The organism is Leifsonia sp. RCC_180, assembly GCF_058138205.1.
Genome location: NZ_CP200340.1, coordinates 3452325 through 3470018, shown reverse-complemented (window position 1 = coordinate 3470018; position 17694 = coordinate 3452325). Strand labels below are relative to the sequence as shown.

The 17694-nt window shown below is 70.3% G+C and carries 18 protein-coding genes; 4 read left to right on the top strand and 14 right to left on the bottom strand.

Annotated elements, in window-relative coordinates; genetic code table 11:
• Positions 1–44 precede the first annotated feature (44 nt).
• Together AB7E03_RS17095 and AB7E03_RS17090 are read right to left on the bottom strand one after the other, a co-directional pair.
• On the bottom strand, positions 45–536 hold the full coding sequence (locus AB7E03_RS17095; protein WP_489942522.1) for a gluconokinase: 492 nt from the start codon (positions 534–536) through the stop codon (positions 45–47).
• Positions 533–1945, bottom strand: a complete 1413-nt coding sequence (locus AB7E03_RS17090; RefSeq protein ID WP_489942521.1) for a GntP family permease — start codon at positions 1943–1945, stop codon at positions 533–535. Before AB7E03_RS17090 ends, AB7E03_RS17095 begins: the two co-directional genes overlap by 4 nt.
• 142 nt (positions 1946–2087) lie before the next feature.
• On the opposite strand from AB7E03_RS17090, the gene AB7E03_RS17085 reads away from it, so the two are divergent.
• Positions 2088–2780: a FadR/GntR family transcriptional regulator gene (locus tag AB7E03_RS17085; protein WP_489942520.1), complete on the top strand. Its 693-nt coding sequence runs from the start codon at positions 2088–2090 to the stop codon at positions 2778–2780.
• 48 nt (positions 2781–2828) lie between these two features.
• On the opposite strand, the gene AB7E03_RS17080 is transcribed toward AB7E03_RS17085, so the two are convergent.
• The 10 genes from AB7E03_RS17080 to AB7E03_RS17035 form a co-directional block, all read right to left on the bottom strand.
• Positions 2829–4217 carry an MFS transporter gene (locus AB7E03_RS17080; RefSeq protein WP_489942519.1) on the bottom strand — a complete coding sequence of 463 codons (1389 nt, stop codon included), beginning with the start codon at positions 4215–4217 and terminating at the stop codon, positions 2829–2831.
• A 43-nt stretch (positions 4218–4260) separates the two neighbouring features.
• Positions 4261–5271: a LacI family DNA-binding transcriptional regulator gene (locus AB7E03_RS17075; protein WP_489942518.1), complete on the bottom strand. Its 1011-nt coding sequence runs from the start codon at positions 5269–5271 to the stop codon at positions 4261–4263.
• 108 nt (positions 5272–5379) lie between these two features.
• Entirely contained in the window at positions 5380–6315 is a 936-nt protein-coding gene (locus tag AB7E03_RS17070; protein ID WP_489942517.1) for a hypothetical protein, read from the bottom strand.
• Between the two features lie 128 nt (positions 6316–6443).
• Positions 6444–7043 (bottom strand): ATP-binding cassette domain-containing protein, encoded by a 600-nt coding sequence (locus tag AB7E03_RS17065; RefSeq protein ID WP_489942516.1) that lies wholly within the window; start codon positions 7041–7043, stop codon positions 6444–6446.
• Complete coding sequence (locus tag AB7E03_RS17060; RefSeq protein WP_489942515.1) at positions 7034–8113, bottom strand: hypothetical protein; 1080 nt, start codon at positions 8111–8113, stop codon at positions 7034–7036. Before AB7E03_RS17060 ends, AB7E03_RS17065 begins: the two co-directional genes overlap by 10 nt.
• Positions 8074–8676: a hypothetical protein gene (locus AB7E03_RS17055; RefSeq protein WP_489942514.1), complete on the bottom strand. Its 603-nt coding sequence runs from the start codon at positions 8674–8676 to the stop codon at positions 8074–8076. Before AB7E03_RS17055 ends, AB7E03_RS17060 begins: the two co-directional genes overlap by 40 nt.
• Positions 8677–8679: 3 nt before the next feature.
• The gene (locus AB7E03_RS17050; protein ID WP_489942513.1) at positions 8680–8958 is read right to left on the bottom strand and encodes a hypothetical protein; all 279 of its coding nucleotides are present in this window, start codon (positions 8956–8958) and stop codon (positions 8680–8682) included.
• A gap of 85 nt (positions 8959–9043) precedes the next feature.
• A complete protein-coding gene (locus tag AB7E03_RS17045; RefSeq protein WP_489942512.1) occupies positions 9044–10378 on the bottom strand; it encodes an APC family permease in 1335 nt (444 codons plus the stop codon).
• A gap of 49 nt (positions 10379–10427) precedes the next feature.
• Positions 10428–12500, bottom strand: coding sequence for an ArnT family glycosyltransferase (locus AB7E03_RS17040; RefSeq protein WP_489942511.1), 2073 nt, complete (start codon positions 12498–12500; stop codon positions 10428–10430).
• Positions 12501–12505: 5 nt separating this feature from the next.
• Positions 12506–13798: a bifunctional glycosyltransferase family 2/GtrA family protein gene (locus AB7E03_RS17035; protein WP_489942510.1), complete on the bottom strand. Its 1293-nt coding sequence runs from the start codon at positions 13796–13798 to the stop codon at positions 12506–12508.
• A gap of 153 nt (positions 13799–13951) precedes the next feature.
• Between AB7E03_RS17035 and AB7E03_RS17030 the strand changes: the two genes are divergently transcribed.
• From AB7E03_RS17030 to AB7E03_RS17020, 3 genes are all read left to right on the top strand, one after another.
• Positions 13952–15538: a Na+/H+ antiporter gene (locus AB7E03_RS17030; RefSeq protein ID WP_489942509.1), complete on the top strand. Its 1587-nt coding sequence runs from the start codon at positions 13952–13954 to the stop codon at positions 15536–15538.
• An 83-nt stretch (positions 15539–15621) separates the two neighbouring features.
• Positions 15622–15783, top strand: a complete 162-nt coding sequence (locus AB7E03_RS17025) for a hypothetical protein (RefSeq protein WP_489942508.1) — start codon at positions 15622–15624, stop codon at positions 15781–15783.
• Positions 15784–15864: 81 nt separating this feature from the next.
• Positions 15865–16071 carry a hypothetical protein gene (locus tag AB7E03_RS17020; RefSeq protein WP_441783657.1) on the top strand — a complete coding sequence of 69 codons (207 nt, stop codon included), beginning with the start codon at positions 15865–15867 and terminating at the stop codon, positions 16069–16071.
• A 32-nt stretch (positions 16072–16103) separates the two neighbouring features.
• Here AB7E03_RS17020 and AB7E03_RS17015 read toward each other — a convergent pair whose 3' ends face one another.
• The gene (locus tag AB7E03_RS17015; protein ID WP_441783656.1) at positions 16104–16373 is read right to left on the bottom strand and encodes a hypothetical protein; all 270 of its coding nucleotides are present in this window, start codon (positions 16371–16373) and stop codon (positions 16104–16106) included.
• A gap of 85 nt (positions 16374–16458) precedes the next feature.
• Positions 16459–17571 carry a glutamate--cysteine ligase gene (locus AB7E03_RS17010; protein WP_489942507.1) on the bottom strand — a complete coding sequence of 371 codons (1113 nt, stop codon included), beginning with the start codon at positions 17569–17571 and terminating at the stop codon, positions 16459–16461.
• Between the last annotated feature and the right edge of the window lie 123 nt (positions 17572–17694).

Genomic DNA, 17694 nt, shown 5'->3' with positions numbered 1-17694 from the left:
CGGGAAAAAACTCAGGAGCTGTTGGCGTGTGAAGGGGGGCGGGGTCAGAGGGCGTCGGCGGCGCGGGCGGCTAGGGCTGCGGGCGCTTCGGCGATGTCAAGGGTGAGGTGGTGCTCGTCAGGGCCGGGCGGCTCCAGGATGTCGAGCTGCGACTGCAGCATCCCCGACTTCATGAAGTGGTGCTCGCGCGACGCCAGGCGCTCGGCCAGCAGGTCCGGTGAGCCGGTCAGGTGCAGGAACATCACCTCGTCGCGACGAAGCACGTCGCGGTAGCGCCGCGCTAGGGCGGAGCAGGCGATGACGACCGAGCGGCCGGCCTGCAGGCGCTCGTCCATCCAGGCGGCCACGGCGGTGAGCCACGGCGCGCGGTCGTCGTCGGTGAGCGGGATGCCCGCCCCCATGCGCTCGACGTTCGCCGCCGGGTGGAGGGCGTCGCCCTCCAGCAGCTCCCAGTCCAGGCGCTCCGCGAGCAGCTCGGCGACGGTCGACTTACCGCACCCCGCCACCCCCATCACGACGACCGCGCGGGCGCTCACCCCAGGCCGCCCACGAACAGGCTCAGCAGCAGAACACCGGCCAGTCCGACGAGCGAGATCAGGCATTCCAGCACGGTCCAGCTCTTCAGCGTCTGCGGGATGCTCAAGCCCAGGTACTCCTTCACCAGCCAGAACCCGGCGTCGTTCACGTGCGAGAAGAACACCGAACCCGCGCCGATCGCGAGCACCATGAGGGAGACCATCGGCGTCGACAGGTGCTCGGTGAGCGGCAGCAGGATGCCGGCGGCGGTGACGGTCGCCACCGTTGCCGACCCGGTGGCGACACGGATGAGCGCCGCGACCGTCCACGCGAGCAGCAGCACGACGATGCCACTGGCGCCCGTCGCCCAGCCCGCGATGACCTGCCCGATGCCGGTGTCGACGAGGACCTGCTTGAACCCGCCGCCGGCGCCGACGATGAAGATGATCCCGGCGATGGGCGGAAGCGACGCGCCGAGGCTGGTCGAGATCGCCTTGCGGTCCATCCCGCCGCCGACTCCGAGCAGCAGCAGACCGGCGAGGACGGCGACGGTCAGCGCGATGACCGGCGTGCCGAGGAAGTCGAGCACGACCTTCCACACGGGCGAGGCGGTCGGCGAGGCGATGTCCGCGACGGCCTTGCCCAGCATGAGCACGACCGGCAGCAGGATGCTGACCAGCGCCGCCGCGAAGCTCGGGCGCCGGCGGGTCTCGCCCTCCTCGGGGACGAACAGCGCGGGGACGCCGACCGGCACCCACCTCGCCGCCACGCGGCTGAAGAGCGGGCCGGCGATGGCGATGGTCGGGATGGCGACGATCACGCCGAAGGCGAGCGTCAGCCCGAGGTTGGCGCCGAGGGCGCCGATCGCGACAAGCGGCCCGGGATGCGGCGGCACGAGGCCGTGCATGGCGGACAGGCCGGCGATGGTTGGAAGCGCGATCCGCATCAGCGGGAGCCCGGAGCGGCGGGTCACCAGGATGATGACCGGCATGAGGAGCACGAGGCCGACTTCGAAGAACATCGGCAGGCCGATGATCGCTCCGACCGCGCCCATCGTCCACGGCAGCAGCCGTGCGCTGGTCCGCGACACGAGCGTGTCGACGATGCGGTCGGCACCGCCCGAGTCGGCGAGCAGCTTGCCGTACATCGCGCCGAGGCCGATGAGTACGCCGACGCTGCCCATCGTGTTGCCGAAGCCGGTGATGAAGCTGGCGACAGCCGCATCCGCCGCCATCCCGCCCGCGATGCCGGCGACCAGGGAGCCGAGCAGGAGCGAAAGGAAGGGGTGCAGCTTGAGCCAGGTGATGAGCACCACGATCACGGCGATACCGGCGATCGCGGCGATGATGAGCTGCCCCTCGGGGGCCGTCGGCTGGGGTGTGGGTGTGGGGGCCGCTGCGGTCAGCAGCGTGAGCATCGATGTAGTCATGAACGTCCTCGGTCGTGATGCGGGTAGGGCACGAACACTCTAGGAATAAATCTGATTTGTGTCTAATCAATGAACGTATTAGCTGACGTATCGCGACGGCGAGCCGCTTTGACCCGACGTGTCCCGCCGTCGATAATGAGGTGTGACCCAGCCAGCGCCCGGCTCCCTGCACGAGCAGGCCATCGCGTCGCTGGGCGCCCGCATCGTCTCCGGCGACATCCCGGTCGGAACGGTCCTGACGCCCGAGGGACTGGGCATCTCCCGCACCGTCCTGCGCGAGTGCATCCGCGTGCTCGAGTCGCTGGGCCTCGTTCAGGCCCGCCGCCGTCGCGGCACGGTGGTCATGCCCGCCGGCCAGTGGCAGGCACTCGACCCGCGCATCCTGGGCTGGCGTTTGGCGGGGCCGGACCGTCTCGACGCGCTGGGCGACCTCAGCGAGCTGCGGCTCGCCGTCGAACCCGTCGCCGCACGGTTGGCGAGTTCGCGGGCGACTCCCGACCAGTGCGGCGCCCTCACGGCGGCGATCGTCGGGATGTCGGCGACGCAGCGCTCCGCCGACCGGGACGAGTACCTGGCGCACGACCGCGACTTTCACCGGATCCTGCTGGAGGCATCCGGCAACCCCATCTTCGCGGCGCTCAACAGCGCGGTGGCGGAGGCGCTCAACGGACGGACAGCCCACGCCCTCATGCCCCACAACGCCAACCCGGAGGCGATCCGGCTGCACGAGGAGGTCGCCGGCGCCGTCCGCCGGGGCGACGCGACCGCCGCGGAGGACGGGATGCGGGCCATCGTCGAGGAGGCGGACGCCGCGGTGCAGCGGCTGGCGCGCTGATCCGGCAGTCGTCGATTCAGACGCCCACGCGCAACCCGCGCCCGGCCCTCAGCGACGCCGCAGCCGCGGACCGATGACCCAGGCCGCAAGGCACAGCACCGCCGCGACGGCGAACGCCCCGGCGAACGGCCAGCCCCCGGGAAGCCCGCGCAGGGCCGCGAACACGATCGCCGTCGCGGCCAGAGCCACCGCGGATCCGGTGGCGTCGGCGATGGACAGCGCCGAACTGTTGAAGCCCTGATCGTCAGGGTTCGAGTACTCGAGGGTGAGCACACCGAGCCGCGGGTACAGGATGCCCATACCGGCCCCGGCGAACGCCCAGCCGACCACAACGACCGCCGGGTTCAGATGCCACACCGCCGTGGCGATGAGGGAGGCGAGCGCGATCGTCAGACCGAGTGCGCCGAGCCGCGCGGCCATCCCATTGCGGATCCCCGGGAACCGGCCCTGCACCCATGACGCGCCCGACCACGTCAGCCCGGCTGCGGTCAGCGCGAGCCCGGCGATAGCCGCCGACAGTCCGTACTGGGTGACCATGATCAGCGGGACGTAGACCTCGGAGGCGAAGAACGTGCCCGCGACGACGGCGCGCATCAGGATGACGCTGGGCAGCCCCCGGCGGGCGAGCAGCGTTCCGCGCGGGATCAGCGGCCGGATGGCGAAGACGGCCACCGCCGCGGCGAGGACTGGCACGATCCACTGCACCGGACCGGTGGCCTCCGCCGCCAACGTCAGCGCCAGCACGGCGCACGCCAGCAGCACCGCCCAGAGCAGCCGGCCGATCCGGAACGGACCGCCGTCCCCGCGCGGTAGCACGCCGCGCATGACTGGGACCACCATCAGCATCGCGAGGGCCACCAGTGCGACCACGCCGAGGAACACCCACCGCCAGCCGACCGTCTCGCTCAGAATGCCGGCGATGAAGGGCCCGATCAGCGACGGGATCACCCACGCCGCGGCGAAGCCCGCGAAGATCCGTGGATGCAGCACCGGCGGGTAGACGCGGGCGACGATCACGTACAGCACCACCGTCAGCGCTCCGCCGCCGAGACCGTGCACGAGGCGCCCGGCGACGAACACGCCCATCGTCGGGGCCGTCCCGGCGATGAGGAGCCCCGCGGCGAACAGGACGACCGAGGCGATCAGGGCGGCTCGCGGACTCCCCCTGTCGGCCCAGGCGCCCGCCGACACCATCCCGACCACGCTGACCGCGAGAGGGCCGGCGAAGGCGAACGCGTAGAGCGCGGCGCCGTCGAGCTCGCGGCTGACCGTCGGCATGATCGTCGTCACCGCCAGCGCCTCGAACGCGGCGAGCATGATCAGGAGGCACATCCCTATGCTCGTCCAGCGGTACCGCGGGCTCAGCACGCCGCCCGGCGGCACGAGGTCCTGGGATGCGGAGTCCGCGGATACCGAATCCAGGTCGCGCGAGCTCATGGGGAACAGCCTAGGCCGCGCCACCGACGTCAGCAGGGGCGTCTCAGGCGCGCGGGGCGGTGGAGGCGCGCACGATGAGATCCGGCAGCAGGCTGACAGCCTTCGGCTCCAAGCCGCCCTCGATCTCGGAGACCAGGCTCTCGACACTGCGCCGCCCGAGGTCGGTGAAATCCTGCAGGACCGTCGTGAGCGGCGGCCAGAAATGGGCGGCCTCCGGGATGTCGTCGAAGCCGACGACGCTGACGTCCCCGGGGATGCTCCTGCCGAGCTCGTGCGCCGCGTGGTACAGCCCGAGCGCCATCTGGTCGTTGGAGGTGAAGACGGCCGTCACACCCGGATCGCGGAGCACCCGCAGACCGATGCGATAGCCGGACTCGGCCGTCCAATCCCCCTCCGCGGCGGACTCGGGCTCGAGCCCCGCTGCGGCCAGCTCGGCGCGGTAGCCGTGGACGCGGGCCTGGGCCTCGAACCACTCGAGCGGTCCTGAGATGTGGGCGATCCGGCGGTGACCGAGCGAGACGAGGTGACGGACGGCGGCCCGCGCGCCCGCCACCTGGTCCACGGTCAGCTCGCGTTGAACGGTCGACGGCCCGCCCTGCAGGGTCACGTAGGGGACGTCGAGGGCGGCGGTCTCGAGCTGCTCGATCACCACCTCCTGCGGTGCGATCACCACGATGCCCTCGACGGACTGGGCGAGCAGGTGGTCGAGGCCGGCCGCGATCGAGTCGCCGCTCAGGTCGGCCAGCTGCGACACCGCGACGTAGTAACCGGCCGCACGTCCGGCGTCCTGGATCGCGTTGATGCTGGACACCGGACCGTAGAGGGCGGCGGCCGAGGTGGAGAGCACGCCGATCGTTCGCGAGCGGGCCGTCACCAGGGCGCGGGCGGCGCGGTTGGGGCGGTAGTGAAGTTGCGCCATCGCGTCGCGCACCCGCTGCCCCGTGGATTCCCGGATGTTGGCGTGCCCGTTGATCACACGGGAGACGGTCTGGTGCGAGACGCCCGCAAGCGCCGCGACGTCGCGCATGCTGGCGGCGCGCGCATGCTCGGTCACTGCGCCCCCTCTCTGCATCGCGGCCGTCCGGCCGCGCCGTCGCGGCCCCGGCGCCGCGACTGCCCCCATTATGCGGGATCGGATGGGGCGCGGTACCGGGGTGCGCCCTCACCGTCCTTTGAAGTACCTGAACAAGGCCCGCTCCCGGATGGAACACGTCGCGGCAGCGGCGGCGCAGACACTGCAGAGGGCTGCCCCGACCACCAGGAGAAGGGCGCGAGCCAGCAGGGGCAGGCGGTCCTCGTCCTCCAACGTGAGGATGGCGAGCGACGCCGCAAGAGAGGCCATGATGCCGACGATCGCCCAGATCGCCGTTTGTACGATCTGCGTGATCACCTGGGCGAAGCGACCGACGCCCGCGTGGCGGTCGGAGGCGATCGATAGCCGACGCCTGAGCACCTGGGCGGTACCGAGGATGAAGCCGATCGCGGCCGCCGGAGGGGTCGCCGCCGAGTGGTCGAAGGGAACGTCCGTCGATGACCGATTGCCTTTGGTCTGATTCAGTTGTGACAGCGCGGGCCTCTCTTCGCCGCCGTCTGCAGGAAGCACGGATCGGCCGATCGTAGCGACCGCGCTTTCATCTTGAGGCCAGATCGTCACCCAGCAGGCGTCGAAGGTGTCATCCGCTGAGGGCACCACCTCCAAGACCGAGAAGGCGAGCAGGGAGTCCCGGCCGTCGTCAGGGTAGCGAAAGAGAGAGGCCACGGCCGCTTCGCCGCGGCTCGTCGTCAGCCGGTCTCCGACGCGCAGGCCGAGAGTCGCAGCGGCGTCATCGGACAGGCTCACCCCGCTGCGCCTGGCGCCTTCGCCCGTGGAAACCACATCGATGAATCCCGGGCTCACCGCGAACGACGAGACAGGCGTCTGCGGAAGCGTGGCGGCGTAGAGGGGTTCGCCGGTCTCACGCAGGGCCCCAGCCGCAACCACATTCTCTTGAGACCCCAGTGCCTCGCACGCTCGACCGTCGATCCGATCGTCGGCCTTCATGACGAACGTGGCCGATCCGGCGGCCACGTAGGCCCGCGCCTCAGTGATCGCTCTCATGACAGAAAGATCCGCCCCAAGTGCAAGTCCACCCACCAGCGTGGCGAAGAGGAGGGCGAAGGTGGTCGTCCAGCCGGCTCCGGAGCCGACATCGCGGAGAGCTTCGCGTATCGCTTCCCGTGCCTGCATCACACCTGCCGCCTAATGCCGAGGTCCAGGAGGCGGTCGCATGACTCCTGGGTTCCCGCATCATGTGTCGCGACCACCACCGCTGCGCCGCGCCCAGCGAGACGGCCGATCACTGTGTTCACCTGGGCTGCGGAGTCCCGATCGAGCTGAGCCGTGGGCTCGTCGATGAGAAGGAGATCTGGCCTGGTTGCAGCGGCGCGGGCGAGCATCAGTCGCTGGGCCTCGCCTCCGCTGAGGGCGGCGAAGGGAACAGCGGCACGGGCCCCGAGGCTGAAGGTCTCGAGGAGCAGTCGGGCCTCCGCATCGGCCTCCTTCCGCTGATGACCGCGTGCCAGGAACGGAAGGCTGACGTGATCGAGCGCCGAACGCCGTGCGACACCATGCGGGTTCTGGAAGACCCAGGCGCACCGCTCTCGTTCCCGATCGACGCGTCCCAAGGTGGGGGTCACCATTCCGGCGATGATCGCGAGAAGGGTCGACTTGCCGCATCCGCTCGGGCCGACGATCCCTGTGATGCTTCCCGGAACGAATGCGTGGTCGATCGGAGCGAAGAGTTGAGCCTCGAACGCGTGGCTGACGCCGACGAGGGTCACCGGCATGAGCGCCCGGTCGGCGGCCGTATCCGCACGGCTCGGATCGGTGCATCACCCCCGGTGGCCACGAACGATTGCCCCAGGTCCGACCCGAGCAGCCTTACGAGCCGCGGCTTGCCTGTGACGGGCTGAATACACGCCGTCCCCTCTCGGACGTCCCACAGCGAGGCGGGCGGAACCACCAGCGTCGAGACAGGAGTCGCGAGCTCCCAACTCATGGGGAGTGAGGGATCATCCCTTCCCGAACCGACCGCCGCCGCGAACTCGGGAAGTGCAGCAATCGTGCTCAACGCGTCGTCACCCGCCACCGCTCCTCTCTCATCCACGGGGACCATAGCGTTCCCCGACCGCACCATGCGCGGTCCGGGCACCGCGGCGCGGGGTACAGCGGAGATTTGCGCGGAGACGATTCGGACAGGAAGGCGAAGGAGGACGTCCCCGTCCGCGACGGGGGCGCCGACCGCGGCGTCGCATCCGCTGATCCGCACCTCCGGATCGGGGATCCACAAGAAATCCCTGGGATCGACCGTCGGCGATGGGTCCGCAGGAAGGTCCAGCGCGCTCCTCAGTGCCGCCAGGGCTCGGAGCGTCGACACGCCCATCACACCGTCCACCGCCCCGGGATGCCCGAGACGCCCCAACTCAGCCTGCAGCCCTGCCACGTCGTTTCCCGTGTCGTCCAGAACGATCGTTCGCCACAACGGAGCATCGGTCGAGAGGGCGATCAACCGCCTGCCGTCCACGGCGATCGGCGCCGTTCCGGATTTAAGGGCGTCTCCGGCCCTGCAGTCCAGCGCGGTGAGCCTCCCGTCTCGCGGCGACGTGATCAGGCGAGGCGCTCCGGTGACGATGTTCAGTTGCACCTGACGCCGATCGTCGAACGGTCGTTCGGTCACGATCGCTTTGTCCGCTGGATGGGCCGATGCGAGCGTCGCGGGCGCCTGCGCCGGCAACGCGAGGGTGACGACCGCCGCCGCCAGACTTCCGGCGATGATCGTCGAGAGACCCACGACAGACGGACGAAACAAGCGCGGCCTCACTCGGTGAACCAGAGACCAAGCGGATCGGTCGAGCACCGGATCGCTTCCTTCGATGCCGCATCGAACGGAAAGTCATCCTTCTCGTTGTCTCGGGCCCAGCGTTGCTTGCTGTAGGAGGCGTCGACCAATCCGGCGGAGGCGAGACAGGCCACTTGGATGCCGGCTTCGTCCTTCTTGTCCGGATTGCGCCTCACCTGCTCGAACAAGTACAGGATCGACCCGGTCCACTCGGACTCGCACTGCTGCAGCACGGGGTCCGATCGTTCGAAGAAGTCGTCGGGGTACGACCCGGTCTTCGATCCCAGTTCGAAACCGCCGCGCTCGTCCCACGCGATGCTGTATCCGGAATCGTCGAGGCAGGAACGAAGACGGTTCTTCGTCTGCTCGTACTCCGCCGGCGTCACGACGCCATCACGAAGCACGCCTTTCTCGTAGCTGCTCCTGGATTTCGCAAAGGCCGTTTGGAACTGAGCAGCCCATGGGCCCTCAAGCGGAATCAATGATGTCGCCGGTGCTTTCTCGTCCAGCGTCGAGCAACCGGCCAGTCCGGCTGAGATAACGAGAAGCACCGCTACGCCGGCCCTTTTCCGCACCCTCATGTGTCAGGCCTTCAGCGAGTACCCGAACGAGACCACATTGGCCCAGCAGGAGGACTGCTTCGACCATTGGCCCGCTGACGCCCAGTTGCCGTACTTCGAGGCGGAGTTCTTGATGGCATCCCAGTGCCTGGCCGGGACTCCGGCGCACTTGTTGTACGCCTGCCACGTCGTCACGCTCTGAACGCATTCGACGGCGGACGCTTCTGGAGCCCGCGCCATGTCGGCGCCCACTCCGAGGACCACCACAGTCGTGGCTGCTGCTACTAGCGCGATGATGCGCATACTCATTCTCCGGTCCCGGGGAGAGGGCTCCCCGACACAGGCAACGCTATGGGCCGGAATCAGAAATGCATAATTTATACAGGTATTAGCTAGTGCCGTTCAGTGACCGCCTGCGCCGCGCGATGACACCGACCACGAGGGCGATGAGAGCGACGCCCGCCGGGAACACCAGGTGCCATCCCGCCAGCACCAGAAGCCCCGCCGCCAGCACACAGGAGATCAGCGCCATCCACCATCCTGCTGAGCGGACGGGCAGCAGACGGAGTGCCGAAGCGACCCCCAAGCCGTAGACGGCGGCCGCGATGCTGGTGTGCACGAGGATGAACGGCGGCAGGTCGCCGCTCGCGAGCACGACGACCGAGTAAAGCGCCATGACGACCGCGGAGAGCAGCAGCCCCCGCCGGGCGACGGCCCCGTTCTCCACACCGCGGCCGAACCAGGCGGGCAGGTCGCCGTCGCGTCCCATCGCCGCTCCGAGCTTGCTGAACGCGGCGAGATAGGCGTTGAAGACCCCGGTCACGACGATCGCGGCGATGACCGCGACCACCACACCGCCGCCGGAGCCCGTCGCGACCTCGACGAGGTCGAGCAGCGGGACCGCGCTCGACGCGGCGCCGTCGCCGAGCACGGCGACGGTGACGGTCTGGATGGCGAGGTAGGCCACCGACACGATCACCAGGGCGAGCACGGTGGCTCGCGGGATGTCGCGGCGCGGGTTGCGGAACTCGCCGCCGATCCCGGCCACGGCCTCCCACCCGGCGAACGCCCAGATGTAGAGGCTCATCGCGAGGCCGACGCCGCCCCACCCGTGCGGGAGCAAAGGCTGCAGGTTCGCCGGTTGCGCGTGCGGTGCGGCCGCCGCAAGGACGAACACGAGCACGGCGATCAGCGCACCGGAGAGGACGAGCTGGACCGACGCGGCGAACCGGACGCCGAACGCCGTGACCACGATCGGGATCACCATCAGCCCGACCGCGATGAGGGTGGTGCTCACCGCGTCGCCGCCGATCACGGCGACGACGTAGCGCGCCGTCATCAGGGCGGCGATCGGAGCGCCGATCGGGGTGCCGAAGAAGAACCAGTAGCCGATGATGCGCGCGGCGTCCGGCCCGAAGGCCCGGCGAGCGAAGGTGGCAACGCCTCCTGCATCGGGATGCCGCCGGGCGAGGGCGGCGAAGGTGGCCGCCAGAGGGATGGAGATGAGCGCCAGCGCCGCGACCGCGATGATCGCGCCAGGCCCTGCCGCCGCGGCGGCGAGGGCGGGCAGCACCAGGATGCCGGTGCCGAGCACCGCCGCGATGTACAGCGCCGCCCCACCCGCGACCCCGAGGCGCCCGTGCGGCGCCTGTGGCACCCGCGGATCGGGCAGCTCGGGCTCCGGACCGGGGGCGCGCGTGGTCGAGGGCCCGCGTTCCGTCATGTCCCCATGATGGCGCGGACCCCCGACATTGGCGCGGCGGTGCCAGCGGTCACTGCGTCAGGTCGTAGACCGTCACCCCGTCTACCGTCTGCGCGGTGAACGTGTCCGCCACCCAGGTCGCGATCGCACTCGACGCGCTGCTGCCGCCATTCGCCTGACCGCCGACGCCTCCCGCGATGAAGTAGTGGATGCGGCCGTCGGTCACGTACTCCTTGAACTGCGCCAGCGTGGGCGACGGGTCGGACCCGTTGAAACCGCCGATCGGCATGACGGCCTGCTGCGTCGCCAGCTGGTAACCGGCGGCGGAGTTCGATCCGACGGCTGCGGCCACCCAGGTGTAGTCCGACGCGTCCGTCGCGAGCAGCGCCGCCAGCTTCGAGCCCACGGCCCCGGCCCCGAGCAGCGAGCCCATCCCGCCACCCGCGGCAGCGCCCGTCCCGCCTGTCGCCGTCCCTCCCGTCGCTGTCCCGCCGGGCGCCGTACCCGCACCCGGCGCACCGTTCGGCGGCGTGCCGCCTGCCGCACCCGTCCCTCCGGGCGCGTTCGCCCCGCCCGGCGCCCCGCCGCCGAAGCCGCGTCCGCCTCCGGGCCCGCGCATAGCCCCCGCGACGGTGGGCCCGGCGGTCACGATCGAGCCGGTGTGCGCGGTGGTCACCGTCTGCACGGTGTACGCCAGCGGCCCGAGGAGTGCCGAGACGAGGGTGGCCCCGATAGTGACCGCCGCCAGCACCCGGCGCGGCGGGAGCAGCAGCAGCGCCGCGGCGATGACCGACGCCACCAGGACGACGACCTTCAGCCACGGGAGCCAGTCGGCAGCCCGATCCAGGAGCACCCAAGCCCACACGCCCGTCCCGAGCACGGTGGCGGCGGAGAGGATGCGGACCGCAAGGAGCCGACGCGCGCCCCACGCAGCCGCGGCACCGATCGCGACCGTCCCGGCCAGGGCCGGAGCCAGAGCGACCGTGTAGTACGCGTGGAAGATGCCCGCCATGAAGCTGAACGCGAGGGCGGTGACGACCAGCCAGCCGCCGAAGAGCAGCAGCGTGGCGCGCCGGCCGTCCGTCCGCGGCCGTCGCCGGCCGAGCACGAGCGCCAATGCGAACAGCACGAGGGCTGCGGGCAGCAGCCACGAGATCTGGCCGCCGACCTCGTTCTCGAACATGCGCAGGATGCCGGTCGAGCCCCACATCCCACCGCCCGCCTTGGCGCCGCCTCCGCCGGTCACCGAGCCGGTCTCGTTGCCGGTCAGCCGGCCGAGCCCGTTGTAGCCGAAGGTCAGCTCGAGGAAGCTGTTGGTCTGCGATCCGCCGATGTACGGGCGCATCGACGAAGGCACGATCTCCACGATCGCCACCCACCAGCCGGCCGAGACGATCACCGCGCCGAGTGCTGCGAAGAGGTGGCCGAAGCGCTTCCGCCACGACAGCGGCGCCGCCGCCAGGTACACCCCGGCGAGCACGGGCAGGATGAGGAAGGCCTGCAGCTGCTTGGTGAGGAAGCCGAAGCCGACCGCCACCCCGGCCCAGACGACCCAGCGGATGCGGCCGCTCTCGATGCCCCGAAGGGTCAGGTAGGTGGCGAGCGTCAGCAGGAGGACGAGCAGTGCATCCGGATTGTCGAACCGGAACATCAGCGCCGCCACCGGGGTGATCGCGAGCACACCGCCCGCGAGCAGGGCGGTCCGCGCGGGGAAGTGACGACGGACCGTCGCGTACACCAGCGCGACGGTCGCGACGCCCATGAGCGCCTCCGGCACGAGGATGCTCCAGGAGCTCAACCCGAACAGCCGAACCGAGAGCGCCATGATCCAGAGGCTCGCGGGCGGTTTGTCGACGGTGATGGAGTTGGCCGCGTCGCTGGAACCGTAGAAGAACGCCTCCCAGTTCACGCTGCCCGCCTGCACGGCGGCGGAGTAGAAGGAGTTGGCGTAGCCGCTGGCCGCGAGGTCCCAGAGGTAGAGGAGCGCTGTCACGGCCAGCAGGCCGAGCAGCGCGGGTCGCTCCCAGGCGGCGGCGCCCTCCCGCCCACGGACGAGCTGGCGGAGCCCGGAACGCAGGCGGCCGGGAGGCGCACCCGTGTTGGCGGCGGTCGGAGGGGCTGAGGGAGTCACGGTGGTGGACATGGCGATCACTCGCTTTCGGTGGAGGTCAGGGACAAAGGGCTGGGTTCGGACGAACCGAGCGGAGCGGATGGGCCGTCCGTCGGATGCCCGGCCGCGGCCGATCGCGGCGGTCTGCGGAACACCCACAGCCGCAGCAGCACGAACCGGATCAGGGTGGCCGCGAGATTGGCGGCCGTGAGCACGAGCAGTTGCACCTGGGCGGAGGCCTGCGGAGCGGCGGCATGGAGGACGGCGAGCGACCCGCTGGTGAGCGCCCAGGCGATACCGAAGACGACGAGGCCCTGGAACTGGTGCCTCACCATCCCGGGCCCGTTCACGCCGAAGGTGAAGCGCCGATTCGCCCCGGTGTTGGCCACCGCCGTGATGAGAAGCGATGCCAGGTTGGCGACCTGCGCGGTCAGCACCCCCTGGAGGAGGAGGTAGAGCAGGGCGTACGCAGCTGTGGAGAGCACCCCGATCACGCCGAATCGGAGCACCTGCCCGAAGAAGCCCGGAGGCGTCGGCGGCGCGAACGGCCGCCGCCCGAGCTCCGCGTAGACGGCTTCGAGCGGGATGCGCCCCCGGGCCAGGTTGGTGCCGACCCGCAGTATCCCCTTCATGTCGTCGGTGGCGGTGCGCACGATGTCCACCGAGCTGTCGGGGTCGTCGACCCAATCGACCGGGATCTCGTGGATGCGCAGTCCGGCACGCTCGGCGAGGATCAGCAGCTCGGTGTCGAAGAACCAGCCATCGTCCTCCACCAGCGGGAGGAGGCGCTGGGCGACATCCCGCCTGATCGCCTTGAACCCGCACTGGGCGTCGCTGAAACCGACCGACATCGTCCGCCGCAGCAGCAGGTTGTAGCTGCGAGAGATGAACTCGCGCTTGCCTCCGCGGGCCACGCGGGAGCTGCGGCCGAGCCGGGTGCCGATCGCCAGGTCCGAGTGGCCGGAGAGCAGCGGCGCGACCAGCGGGGGAAGCGCGGCGAGGTCGGTGGAGAGGTCTTCGTCGAGGTAGACGAGCACCTCGGCAGGCGACTCGCCCCACACCTGCTTGAGGGCGCGCCCGCGCCCTTTCAACGGCAGGTGCACGGCGGCGACGTTCGGCAGCTCCGTCGCGAGCGCGTCGGCGAGCGCGGGCGTCGCGTCCGTGCTCGCGTTGTCCGCGATCGTGATGCGCCAGCTGTAGCGGAGCGCGCCGGAGAGGTAGTCGTGGAGCCGACGGATGGACGGGTCGAGGGTCGCCTGCTCGTTGTAGACGGGCACGACGACGTCGAGCGCCAGAGGCGGCGCCGGTGGGTGGGAGGGTTCGTGCGTCATGCCGACACCCTCGCGTCGTTACCTCTTCGTGACCTTTTCCGTGTCTATGCGCCCCGCATGCCTTTCCCGCGGGATCCCTATGCCCTGCACATCCGCCCCCTGAGGGTTACGGCCCACCCGCCACCGCGGGAGGATGTGTCAGAAGGAGGTCCAGTGCTCGGACTCGAACTCGTGGTCGTGATCGGCGTCACCACGCTGCTGACGAAGGTCATCGCCCGCAAGACCGGGATCGCCCAGCCGCTGCTCCTGGTCGGCATCGGCATCCTGATCGGCCTGATCCCGCTCTTCGGGAAGGTCGAGCTCGCGCCGGAGGTGGTGCTGTTCCTGTTCCTTCCCGCGATCCTCTACTGGGAGAGCCTCACCACCTCGCTGCGGGAGATCAAGTCGAACCTGCGCGGCATCATCCTGATGAGCACGCTGCTCGTCGTGCTCACTGCCGCCGTGGTCGCCGTGCTCGCTCACGCGCTCGGACTCCCGTGGGGTCCGGCCTGGGTGCTCGGTGCCGCGATCGCTCCGACCGATGCCACCGCGATGACGTCCTTCACCCGCGCCCTGCCGCGGCGCAACGTGACGATCCTGCGCGCCGAGAGCCTGGTGAACGACGGCACGGCCCTCGTCCTCTGGTCGCTGGCGGTCGGCTTCACCGTCGGCGACGCGGATGTGAGCTTCGGAGGGGTGACCGTCACCTTCCTGATCGCCTACCTCGGCGCTGCGGCGGTCGGCGCACTCATCGCCTGGCTGGCGATCCAGGCGCGCAAGCGGCTGCGCGACGCCATCACGCAGAACATCGCGATGCTGCTGACGCCCTTCGTCGCCTACCTGCTGGCGGAGCTCATCCACGCGTCAGGGGTGCTCGCCGTGGTGGTGGCGGGCCTCATCATCAGCCAGGTCGGCCCGCGGATCGGCGTGGCAGAGGGACGGCGGCAATCCGACGCTTTCTGGTCGTTCTCCACGTTCCTCCTGAATGCGAGCCTGTTCGTCCTCGTCGGCATCGAGCTGCCGCGTTCGACGAGTGAGCTGGCGCTCCGCGACCTCGGGATGGGACTGGCCGCCATCGTCGCCGTGACCCTCGCGATCGTGGCGGTGCGGTTCGCCTTCCAGTTCGGATCGGTCTTCCTGATCCGCCTCCTCGACCGCCGCCCCCAGCAGAAGGCGCGGCGGATGAGCAGCCGCTGGCGCGTGGTCAGCAGCCTGTCCGGTTTCCGCGGCGCCGTCTCGCTGGCCGCCGCCCTGGCGGTGCCCGCCACCATCGGTTCCGGTCAACCCTTCCCTGAGCGGGACTTCATCGTCTTCGTCACCACGGGCGTCATCGTCGTGACGCTCGTGGTCCAGGGCCTCATCCTGCCCGCCGTGGTGCGGTGGGCGAAGCTCCCGGCCGACGAGTCGGTCGGGCACGAACTGCGGCTCGCCGAGACGAGCGCGACCCGCGCCGCCCTCGACGAGCTCCCTGAGCTCGCCCGCCGGCTGGGCGTCGACCCCGAGCTCAGCGAACGCATCCAGGGCGAGTTCGAGGAGCACCTGGAACTGCTTGACGCCGAGGACGAGTCGAAGGAGGGCGAGGACGCCGTCGAGCGCAGCCGTCAGGACACCGAGCTGCGCCTCGCGCTGCTGAACTGCAAGCGCGAGGAGGTCCTCCGCCTGCGCGACGAGGGCGAGATCGACGACATCGTGCTGCGGGATGTGCAGCGCCGGCTGGACGTGGAGGAGGTCCGGCTGACCGGCCGCGAGCCCGGGGAGTAGCGCAGGGAGTGAGCCGGGCCCCTTTCCCGCGCCCGACCAGCCGTCTACCATCGCGCTCAGAGCATCCACGGAAGGGGCGCACCATGAGCGACGCCAAGGAGAACTGGCCGGAGACCGCCTCGGGCGAGCCGGTCGACACCGACGCCATCGCCGAGGGAGGGGATGCGGGGCCGTACGACGCGGACGGCGTCTTCGAGCCGGAGCACGACGAATACGATCCGCTGGAGGACGACAGCGGCAACTGATCCGCCGCACCTCTTGTCCCCCGGTCGTGTACCCCGCTAGGGTCGTGCGTAGACAGGCCGCACCAGGGGAGGAAGTGCAGCGTGACGACATTCGAAGCACCCATCGGGAACGTTCCGAAGGCGGGCCAGGACGTGCACTTGGTGCGCTGGATCCGTTCGGCCGACGGCTGGACGAGTCAGACACTGTTGTGCACCTACCTGGGCTGCACTCCGGATCACTGGATCGTGGACTCGCGCGGCGAGCAGGTCTCGCTCGCCCGTGACGAGTGGTCGCAGTTCGCTTTCTGAGCGTGCCGCTGGATGCCGACTCCGGTCGGTTGTCAGAGTCCCGCCTGCCCGGCGAGCACCTCCACCGCGACCCGCCAGTCGGACGCGGGGATGCCGTCGCCCGCCTCCTCCTCGCCCGGAAGGCGGGCCACGAACGCCGGCCACAGCTCGCCGGTGCTGTGCACCTCCTCGATGAGCCCGAGGTACTCGCCCCCGTAGTACACCTCCCAGGCCGCCGTCGCAGTCGGGCTGTACATCAGGGTCAGCGGTAGCGAGCCGTAGGTGTAGACGGCGTGCTGGTGGGCGAGCTCCTTCTCCGTCATGACCGCAGAATAGGCGCGATCCAGCACGCACGGAAGGGCGCGTGAACCTGCGTGACCGGCGTCCGCCACAACCGCTGCCCGGGCGTCATGCGACGACTTGGTCGTCGTCCTCCGACTGCTCGTGCGTGGCAGCCACGGCGAGCGCGACGACGTCGCGAATCCGCCCGCGCTTGCCGAATGCCGCACGCTGACGGCCCGCACCGCCGCCGGTCGTATGGATGCGCGCCAGACCCTTGCGGACGAGCGCCAGGTCGCCGTTCGCCTCCAGCGCCGCCCAGGTATGCGCGAGTAGCGCATCCACCGCTTCCACCGCGGAGACCTCCCGCCAGGTGACGGGATGCGGAAGCGAGCCGGCGACGCCGGTCAGCGCGGCCTGCCATTCGGCGAGGCGCAGCGCGGCGGAGGGGACGGGCGCGGGTTCGACTCCCGCACGCCACTCGTCGGCGGCGGTATCGACCAGGGCCCGGACCAGCGCGGCGATCACCGCGGCGTCGCGAGCATCGAGGCACACATCGGCGACGCGGATCTCGACCGTCGGCTGCTTGTGCGACACGCGCGCGTCGAGGTACAGCATTCCCGTGTCGAGGATGACGCCGGTGTCGACGAGCAGGCGCTCGAACCGGTCGTACGCTTCCACCGAGCCGAAGACGTCGGTGGGGCCCGCGCTCTGCCATTGGTGCCACGCGGCGAAACGGTAGCTCGCGTGACCGGTGTCGGCCCCGCCGAAGTACGGCGAGTTCGCGCTCAGCGCGAGGAGCGTCGGAAGCCAGGTGCGGATGCGGTCGATGACCCCGACCCCCTCATCCCGCGAGTCGATGCCGACGTGCACGTGGTACCCGCAGACCAGAGTCCCCCGCGCCGTGAGCCCGTAGCGCTCGATCATCTTCGCGTACCGCGGGTCGTCTGTGACGTGGGGCCGCAGCCGCGTCGGCGACATCCCGACCGCGATCGCGCGCGCCCCGTGGAGTTGCGCCAGGCTGTCGGCCAGCTCCCGTCCCCCGACGATGTCGAGCAGGAGATCGCGAGTCGTCAGTTGCGGACGCGTCTGCGTCTCGATCATCTCCTGATTGAACTCCGCGCTGACCGACGGGCCGTCGACCACCGGCGGCGCATCCGCGAGCACGAGCGGAGCCACCGGCGACGCCACACCCCGCGCGTCGACCAGGAGAAGCTCCTCCTCCACCCCGAAAGTCCTCACCGTTCCACTATCGGTGCAGGCGGACGAGCGGACAATACCTGCTTCGCCGTGAATGTCCCGTGTGCGGCTGGGGCGGCCAAAAGCTGATCCGTTGCGGCATAGGCATTCGAGAGCGGCGAAAGG